Source organism: Actinoplanes sp. NPDC051633 (assembly GCF_040681735.1).
Lineage (GTDB): Bacteria > Actinomycetota > Actinomycetes > Mycobacteriales > Micromonosporaceae > Actinoplanes.
The window spans coordinates 1-5,916 of the sequence record NZ_JBFAZH010000430.1; the positions used below are offsets into that span (position 1 = coordinate 1).

The following is a 5,916-nucleotide window of genomic DNA, read 5'->3' on the forward strand; positions in this document are numbered from 1 at the left end:
AGGAGTGGGGCGTCACCGGCTGACCCGGCTGATCTAGTCGACCAGGCCGGACTGGTAGGCGAAGACGACCATCTGCGCGCGGTCGCGGGCGGCCAGCTTGATCATCGCCCGGCTCACGTGGGTGCGTGCCGTCGCCGGGCTCACCACCAGCCGGGCGGCGATCTCCTCGTTGCTCAGGCCCTCGCCGACCAGGCCGACGATCTCACGCTCGCGGTCGGTCAGCGTGTCCAGCTGCGGGTGCGGCTTGAGGACCCGGCTCGGCCGCGACGCGAACTCGCGGACCACCCTGCGGGTGACCGACGGGGACAGCAGCGCCTCGCCGGCGGCGACCAGGTGGAGGGCGCGTACCAGGTCGGCGGGTTTGGTGTCCTTGGTGAGGAAGCCGCTGGCGCCGTGCCGGAGCGCGTCGAACACGTACGCGTCGACCTCGAAGGTGGTCAGCACGACCACGCGCGTGCCGGCCAGATCGGGGTCCGCGGCGATCCGCCGGGTGGCCTCGATGCCGTCGATGCCGGGCATCCGGACGTCCATCAGGACCACGTCCGGGCGATGCTCGCGGGCCTGGGCCACGGCGGCTAGCCCGTCGGCCGCCTCGCCGACGACGGTCAGCCCGTCCTCGCTGTCGATGAGCGTGCGCAGCCCGAGGCGTACCAGATCCTGGTCGTCTGCGATCAGCACACGCACGATCTGCTCAGGCATCGGATCGCTCCACTGAGGATGAAAGACGGGGAATGGTGGCGTGGACGGTGAAGCCGCCGGCCGGGGACGGTCCCGCCGACAGCTTGCCGCCCAGGGCGGTGACCCGCTCGCGCATGCCGGCCAAGCCGTGGCCGCCGGTCGCGATCTCGCCGCCGCGGCCGGTGTCGGTGACCTCCACCTCGACCTCCGCGTCGGTGACCGCGACGCGGACAGCGGCGGTGGCGGTGCCCGCGTGGCGCAGCACGTTGGTCATCGCCTCCTGGACGATCCGGTACGCCGCCAGGTCCACCGCCGCCGGCAGGCCGGTCACCGGGCCCTCGACGGCGACCGACACCGGCACGCCGACGGATCGGGTCCGGTCGATCAGCGCGTCCAGCCGGGCCAGTCCCGGCGCCGGCGACCGGTCGTCGGCCTCGGCGCCCCGGCGGACCGCGCCCAGCGTGACCCTCAGCTCGTCGAGCGACTCGCGGCTGGTCCGGCTGATCGCCGTCAGCGCCGCTTCCGCCTGCGCCGCGTCACCGGGACGCTTCGCCAGCACGTGCAGCGCGATGTCCGCCTGCATGGTGATCGCCGCCAGGCCGTGCCCGACCACGTCGTGCACCTCCTGCGCGACCCGCAGCCGCTCGGCGTCCGCCTGCCGCCGGATCTCGTCGCGCCGGTTCGCCAGCCGCTGCTCGCGGGTCACCCGCACGGTCACGCCGATCGCCAGCGGCACCGCCGCCCACGCCACCACCGGGGTGACCACGTCCGGGCCGAGCCCGGTGCCGATCAGCCCGCACGCCACCATCAGCACGGCGACGACGCCGGCGGCGACGGCCGACCGGCGCAGCGGCCGATGCGCGGCGACGGTGTAGAGGGCGACGGCCAGGCTGAGCAGGATCGGCCCGTAGAGCTGGCCCAGCAGCAGGAACGAGCACACCGCCGCGGTCACCACGGCGAGCGTCGGCAGCGGCAGCCGCCGCCGGCCGGCCACCGCCAGCGCCGCCACCACGACCGGCAGATAGTGCCACCACTGCGTCGTGGGCAGGCCGGCGTTGCGGGCGGCCGGCGCGGTGCCGCCCAGCCCGATGGCCAGCAGCAGCAGCGCCGGCAGCCCGTCGAGGAGCAACCTCCGGGTGCGGCCCATGATGGTCACAGGATGTCACGCCGGCGAAGGAGCGCGCCGCCCACCAGCGCGAAGCCGAGCAGGTACGCCGCCAGGACGACGGCTGCCTGCGTACCCCCGACCAAGGCCTCCACCCCGGGCGTCTCCGCGCCCGAACCCAGCGCCGCCACGAGCGACCCCGCGTTGGGGCCGGGCAGGCCCTTCTGCATCGTCGCCACCCAGCCGATCAGCGGCGCCGCGATCAGCGTCAGCAGGTTCTGCACGGCCAGCAGCCAGACCAGGCCCAGCCCGACCGGCAGCGCGACGCCGCGCAGCGCGATCGCCAGCAGCGCCCCGAACACCGTCCACATCGCTGCGACCAGCCAGCCGCCGCCGAGCCCGCGTAGCATGTCGCCGATGCCGGGCCAGCTCACCGACGCACCCTCGGCGGTGGCGATGATCGCGCTGGCGGCCGCACCGGCGAGGAAGACCGCCAGCACCCCGGCGAGCGCGGCCAGCACGGCGACGACCAGCTTCGCCCCGTAGACCCGCAGCCGCGACGGATCCTGCGTCAGCACCGTCTTCCAGGTGCCCCACGCGTATTCGCTGCCGACCGTGAGCACGCCCAGGATCACCATCAGCGCGCCGAGGAAGACCGGCAGGCCGCCGATCGAGTTGCCGACCAGGCGGTCCGGCAGCATGGCGGCGAGGCCACGGTCGGCGGTGGGGCCGCCGGTGCCGCCCGCGAACCCGGCGTAGGGCACCACGTACGTGAAGATCAGGCTCAGCGCGAGCGCGACGCCCAGCAGCGTCCAGATCGCCGGCCGGCGCACCAGCTTGCGCCCTTCGGCGCGGATGTCGTCAAACATGAGCGGGTTCCCCCTCGGAGGTCAGGTCGAAGAAGGCTTGTTCGAGGCTGCGTTCGCGCACGGTGAGCTCGGAGACGGCGATGCCGCCGGACACCAGCGCGGCGTTGATCTCGGCAGCGCGTTCGGGCGGGACGGCGAGGTCGAGACCGCCGTCGCGGATCTGCACCGCGTCCGGCCCGAAGGCGTCCGCGGCGAGGGCGGCGGCTTCGCGGGTGGGTGCGCAGACGATGCGGAGGGTACGTGCGCCGCGCAGCTCCGCGACGGTGCTCTCGGCCACCAGCCGCCCCCGCGCGATCACCCCGACGCGGTCGCAGAGCTCTTGCACCTCGGTCATCAGATGGCTGGAGAGCAGCACCGTGCAGCCGGCCGCGCCGAGCCGCTTCACCAGCAGGCGCATGTCCGCCATGCCGGCCGGGTCCAGCCCGTTGGTCGGCTCGTCGAGGACCACCAGCCGCGGGTCCTTGAGCAGCGCGGCCGCCACGCCGAGCCGCTGTTTCATGCCGAGCGAGTAGGTGTCGTAGCGGTCACCGGCCCGGGTCGTGAGGTCGACCTGGTCGAGGACGAGCGCGATGCGGTCGTCGCGCACCCGGGCGTGGCGCGCAATCGCGCGGAGGTTGTCCCGCCCGGACAGGTACGGGTAGAAGGCCGGCCCCTCGACGAGAGCGCCGACGCGATCGAGGTGCCCGCGCTGCCCGGGCGCGGCGCCGAAGATCCGGACCGTGCCGGAGGTGGGCCGGATCAGCCCGAGCAGCATGCGCAGCGTGGTCGTCTTGCCGGCGCCGTTGGGGCCCAGGAATCCGTACACCTCACCGGCGCGGACCTCGAGGTCGAGAGCGTCGACCGCGGTGAGGTTCCCGTAGCGCTTGGTCAGTTGATGGATCTCGACGGGATGTGTCATGCCCTCGAGACTCGTCGCCGAAGACGGCGGGGACGTCCGTCGTGGCGCGGCATCCGGCGTACGTCAGCGGACGTAGGCCTCTGGACGGCCGGAAGTGTTCAGAGCAGTTTGCGGAGCTTCAGCAGGTCGAACGGGTTGGCCTTGATGACCACCTGCCGGGAGGCGATCGCGCGGGTGACGTCGAGCCGGCCGGCAACCAACGCGACCAGGTCGTCGCCGCTCGCGATCAGGGCGATCTTCGCCTTCGGGTCGTCGCCGTCGGCGATGTCGACCAGCCGGCCGTCGACCAGGCGGGCGTGGAACGCCGTCTCCAGGTCGGTGACCCGGGCCGCGAGCGTGCGGTCGAAGTCGAGCTTGCCGCGGGTCTCCGCGTTGGTTTCCAGCCGCGCCGCGAGGTCGTGCAACGCCTGCCGGCACTCGTCCACCGTGGCCATCCTGCGCATCCTCCAGACAGAGAAGAGCCGCGACACCGCGGATGACCGCACGGTACCGCACGACCTGCGACCCGCCGACCGGTAGCGTGACACCTGACGCGAAGGAGGGCGATCATGCAGGACGCATGGCGGGCGTATCTGGAGATGGCGCTCGGATTGACGGAAGCACCCCGGAAGAAGGCGCAGAAGGTCGCCGGCGATCTGGTGAACCGCGGCGGCGCGACCGCCGTGCAGTTGCAGGGCCTGGTCGAGGATCTGATGAGTACGGGCATGGCGAACCGTGAAGCCCTGACCAACATCGTGCGGTTCGAGGTGGACCGGGCGCTCGGCGTCGTCGGGCTGGCCACGGCCGAGGAGGTGCAGGACCTCAACACCCGCGTTCGTGACCTGGAGAAGCAGCTCAAGGTGGCGCAGGCCCGGGCGAGCGCGGCCGAGGCGACGATCGTGACCGGCGCGGGCACCGGCGGGGACCGGCTGGACAAGCCCGCGCCGATGCCGGCCAAGAAGGTCGCGAAGAAGGCGCCCAACCAGATGCCCGCGGCCGCGACCGCGCCGCCTCCGGCGAAGAAGGCCGGACCGGCCAAGACGGCACTGGCGAAGACGGCACCGGTGAAGACCGCACCGGCGAAGAAGGTCGCGAAGAAGGCCGTGAAGAGCACGCCTCCGGCGCCCCTGGGCACGGCCGAGTCGCCGGTCGCGCCGGTGCGGGACGCGGCCGCCGCGACCGAGCTTCCACCGGTCCAGAAGACCACCCCGCGGAAGGCATCGGCCAAGAAGACCACGCCCGCGAAGAAGACCGCGGCGAAGAAGACGCTGCCGGAGGCTGACAAGTGACGTTCCCGCAACCCGGTCCTCCGCCCGGCTACGCCGCACCCGTGCAGCGGTCGGACGGCGAGACCGGCCACCCGGCCGTCGACGAGATGCTGCGCGCGCTGGAGAATGCCGCGCAGCTCCCGCCGGCCGAGCAGCTCGCCGGGTACGAAGCGGCGCACGAGGTCCTGCGGGAGACCCTCGCGAGCATCGACGGATAACCGGGGACGGACAGCGGAAGATGGCCCGTCGTGCCCGGCTGGACGCCGAGCTGGTCCGCCGCAAGCTGGCCCGCTCCCGTGAGCAGGCGGCCGCCCTCGTCGAGGCCGGTCGCGTGCAGGTGCGCGGCACGGTCGCGCGCAAGGTCGCCGCGATGGTCGACCCGGCCGATCCGGTCCTGGTCACCGGCGAGGACCCGAGCACCGAGTACGTGTCCCGCGGCGGCCACAAGCTCGCGGGCGCGCTCGCGGCCTTCGAGGGGCTCGACGTCCGGGGCCGGCGCTGCCTGGACGCCGGCGCCTCGACCGGCGGCTTCACCGACGTGCTGCTGCGGGCCGGCGCCGCGCGGGTGGTCGCGGTCGACGTCGGGTACGGGCAGCTGGCCTGGCCGATCCGCACCGACGAGCGGGTCGACGTGCACGAGCGCACGAACGTCCGCACGCTCACCCCGGAGGCGATCGGCGGCCCGGTCGACCTGACCGTGGCGGACCTGTCCTTCATCTCGCTGCGGCTGGTGCTGCCCGCGCTGGCCGCCTGCACCCGGCCCGAAGGCGACCTGGCGCTGATGGTGAAGCCCCAGTTCGAGGTCGGCAAGGAGCGGGTCGGCACCGGCGGGGTGGTCCGGGATCCGGAGGTTCGTACCCAAGCGGTCCTGGAGGTCTGCCAAGCCGCCGCCGGGCTCGGTCTGGGCGTGGCGGGAGTGACCGCGAGCCCGCTGCCCGGGCCGAGCGGCAATGTGGAGTTCTTCGTGTGGTTCCGCCGGGACGGCTCACCGGCCGATCCCGACCGGATACGCGCTGTGGTCGCCGCGGGACCGTCGGGCACAGTAACGTCGCATCCCGTGGAGGACAGTCGATGACGCGCGCCGCCCTGCTGGTGGCCCACACCGGCCGCCGGCAGAGC

The 5,916-nt window shown here is 73.4% G+C and carries 8 protein-coding genes; 3 read left to right on the top strand and 5 right to left on the bottom strand.

All coding sequences use genetic code 11. The features are described 5' to 3' along the window. Nucleotides 1–33: 33 nt before the first annotated feature. From AB0M20_RS22780 to AB0M20_RS22800, 5 genes are all read right to left on the bottom strand, one after another. Nucleotides 34–687: a response regulator transcription factor gene (locus AB0M20_RS22780; protein WP_364301225.1), complete on the bottom strand. Its 654-nt coding sequence runs from the start codon at nucleotides 685–687 to the stop codon at nucleotides 34–36. A gap of 4 nt (nucleotides 688–691) precedes the next feature. Further along, complete coding sequence (locus tag AB0M20_RS22785; protein ID WP_364301213.1) at nucleotides 692–1,825, bottom strand: sensor histidine kinase; 1,134 nt, start codon at nucleotides 1,823–1,825, stop codon at nucleotides 692–694. Between the two features lie 5 nt (nucleotides 1,826–1,830). Next, nucleotides 1,831–2,652, bottom strand: coding sequence for an ABC transporter permease (locus AB0M20_RS22790; protein ID WP_364301215.1), 822 nt, complete (start codon nucleotides 2,650–2,652; stop codon nucleotides 1,831–1,833). Then, the gene (locus AB0M20_RS22795; RefSeq protein ID WP_364301217.1) at nucleotides 2,645–3,550 is read right to left on the bottom strand and encodes an ABC transporter ATP-binding protein; all 906 of its coding nucleotides are present in this window, start codon (nucleotides 3,548–3,550) and stop codon (nucleotides 2,645–2,647) included. Before AB0M20_RS22795 ends, AB0M20_RS22790 begins: the two co-directional genes overlap by 8 nt. Before the next feature lie 98 nt (nucleotides 3,551–3,648). Next, the gene (locus tag AB0M20_RS22800; protein ID WP_364301219.1) at nucleotides 3,649–3,984 is read right to left on the bottom strand and encodes an SCP2 sterol-binding domain-containing protein; all 336 of its coding nucleotides are present in this window, start codon (nucleotides 3,982–3,984) and stop codon (nucleotides 3,649–3,651) included. 114 nt (nucleotides 3,985–4,098) lie between these two features. Here AB0M20_RS22800 and AB0M20_RS22805 point away from each other — a divergent pair, with 114 nt between their 5' ends. Genes AB0M20_RS22805 through AB0M20_RS22815 form a run of 3 tightly spaced genes read left to right on the top strand, consistent with a single transcriptional unit; the run spans nucleotide 4,099 to nucleotide 5,872 of the window. Continuing rightward, nucleotides 4,099–4,818 carry a hypothetical protein gene (locus AB0M20_RS22805; protein ID WP_364301221.1) on the top strand — a complete coding sequence of 240 codons (720 nt, stop codon included), beginning with the start codon at nucleotides 4,099–4,101 and terminating at the stop codon, nucleotides 4,816–4,818. Further along, nucleotides 4,815–5,015: a hypothetical protein gene (locus AB0M20_RS22810; protein WP_364301227.1), complete on the top strand. Its 201-nt coding sequence runs from the start codon at nucleotides 4,815–4,817 to the stop codon at nucleotides 5,013–5,015. Before AB0M20_RS22805 ends, AB0M20_RS22810 begins: the two co-directional genes overlap by 4 nt. 20 nt (nucleotides 5,016–5,035) lie before the next feature. Then, nucleotides 5,036–5,872, top strand: coding sequence for a TlyA family RNA methyltransferase (locus AB0M20_RS22815; RefSeq protein WP_364301223.1), 837 nt, complete (start codon nucleotides 5,036–5,038; stop codon nucleotides 5,870–5,872). The last annotated feature ends 44 nt before the right edge of the window (nucleotides 5,873–5,916 follow it).